General features: G+C 42.9%; 1 protein-coding gene. It reads left to right on the top strand.

Annotation, left to right across the window (positions count from 1 at the left end; genetic code table 11):
- On the top strand, positions 1 to 212 hold a 212-nt coding region (locus tag A3735_RS30800; protein WP_369820527.1), incomplete at both ends, for a hypothetical protein.

The raw sequence follows: 212 nt of genomic DNA, 5'->3' as shown, positions 1-212 counted from the left end.
ACTCAAAGCGTGTAAATCAGATCATTGAAAACACTCTGCAACTTAGTCGTCGAACAGAGCCAGAAGTTGAAGACATCACCTTGGCCAACTGGATTGATAAAATCGTCGGCGAATATAAAGGGCACCTGCACTCATCAGACAGAATTAATATTATACTTGCAGACAAAGACGCAACAGCACGCTTTGACCCAAGCCAAATGGAGCAAGTGTTT

Source organism: Oleiphilus sp. HI0061, assembly GCF_001635675.1.
This window is presented reverse-complemented; position numbering and strand designations above follow the sequence as displayed.